This is a genomic window from Hydrocoleum sp. CS-953, assembly GCF_002260545.1.
GTDB lineage: Bacteria > Cyanobacteriota > Cyanobacteriia > Cyanobacteriales > Microcoleaceae > Trichodesmium.
Genome location: NZ_LGSU01000056.1, coordinates 1 through 1,743, shown reverse-complemented (window position 1 = coordinate 1,743; position 1,743 = coordinate 1). Strand labels below are relative to the sequence as shown.

Sequence of the window (1,743 nt, the reverse complement as noted above, 5' to 3'; positions counted from 1 at the left end):
AAGTGCTTGGGTTATCCCCCATTTTCTGTGAAAATTTTTCACAAACCCTTTAATTTTTCCCTTTACTTATCAAAACCTGAAAAAAAATAGGATTAATTGCTTGACCACTCTGAACCAACTTATTAAAATATAGCTTGGTTACTGTCGTGGTTTGTTCTAAAAATCACTCTTTCTCAGGAGTTTTAAGACAAAGGTGAACTCTTGATGTTTGTTAGTTTTTCTTACTAACTAAATAGGCAAAAGTTAATCAATCTCCTAACTTTTTATATTTTTAGTTTTATTCTTGGTATGCTTTCAAGTTTAGAGCTGTTTGTAAAGCTGCTAATTCATCCCTATGAGCTGTTATGGAAAGTAAACTTTTAGTTTGAGAACCCTCAGTCAATATTCCTTCCAACTTCAGAGCTACTTTTTCTGGACGTTTAGACTTTTGCCAATAAAAAATACCTGCTAAAGGGGATACCAAAACTAACCATATAAAGTATTGACCAAATTCAGGAACTAACATTGATACAGCCAACCCAAAACATAAAGCACCTACTGCTGCTAATAGTGTTAAGAAAAATGCCAAGAACCAACTAGGACTAACTATTCCTTCAAATGTAAGTTTATTCTCAGCTGCATTAGCATCAACAATTCGGTAAGCACGATCGCTAAAATATTCTTTTAGCTGCTTTAAGAGTGAGTCAGCTTCTTGTTCAGCTATCAGTTTCAGATTTTTAGTCCGAGCTTTGACTGATGCCTTGATAAAAAAAACTAGACCAATGGTAGATAAAAATGTCAGAATAAATGACGATATTAGAGCTGTATTATTCATACAATTTTAGATTTGAATAGTTGTTTGATGTCTTCTCTTTAACAATAGTTTACAAGATAAAAAAAGACTAGCTGCTTTGTGACTAACATCAGCTAGGCCCTATATTTCTATTTAGATTTTATAATTGAAAAATTGTCACAGAAAAATCGGCAACAAAAACACTATATTTTTCAGTCTTTGGCCAAAAACAGCCGCAAAGTTGTTCCCACCTATCTTATACGATCTGTTTACGAGCTGGATGGTTGAATTTGAGGCCGAATATGAGCATGATTAGTATATTCATACCAAAGTCTGACCAAATCTATAGCTTGAGGTCGCCATTGGGGAATAATTTGATACATTCTCCGTGGACGTCCTCTTCCTTCCACTTTTTTCCAATAGCCAATAATTGTCCCTTGGTCTTCCAGAAATTTCAGAGCGCTATACAACACAGTGTCAGAAAGTCGATAAATAGGATAGTCCCTTTCTAATTGTCCAATCAATTCAGTTCCATAAGAGTCTCTTTGCAATAATACAGATAGGATATAGCACACCGCTAGTTCTTTATTTAGATAGACCGGAGGGGGACTTTGGAAAAATTGATAAATGTCCTCGAAACAAGTCATCTGAATTTACCCACTCACTCTACTCTCCAATCTATCGTGCTAATCATTAGACTGACCACTCATTCTAGAATCAAGTCAAAAATCAAAAAAAATAAGACAAAAGACAGAAGGGAAAAGTTAGAAGTTAAAACTAAGATATGCTTTCATTAATGGATAATGGATAATGGATAATTGATAATTGATAATTGATAATTACCTCTCCCTAAAAGGGAGAGGATTGACACAAAGGGGGATGCATATTTATTTTTTTCCCCTTGAAAGGGGAGGCTTCAAGGCGTGAATTATCTAATTATTTAATTGCTTAATTATTAATTATTTCGGTAA

At 34.1% G+C, this 1,743-nt stretch carries 2 protein-coding genes; both read right to left on the bottom strand.

The window, feature by feature from the left end; all coding sequences use genetic code 11:
* Positions 1-277: 277 nt before the first annotated feature.
* Entirely contained in the window at positions 278-814 is a 537-nt protein-coding gene (locus AFK68_RS00305; RefSeq protein WP_094670734.1) for a cofactor assembly of complex C subunit B, read from the bottom strand.
* Positions 815-1,041: 227 nt separating this feature from the next.
* The gene (locus AFK68_RS00300) at positions 1,042-1,419 is read right to left on the bottom strand and encodes a PadR family transcriptional regulator (protein ID WP_094670732.1); all 378 of its coding nucleotides are present in this window, start codon (positions 1,417-1,419) and stop codon (positions 1,042-1,044) included.
* Positions 1,420-1,743 lie beyond the last annotated feature (324 nt).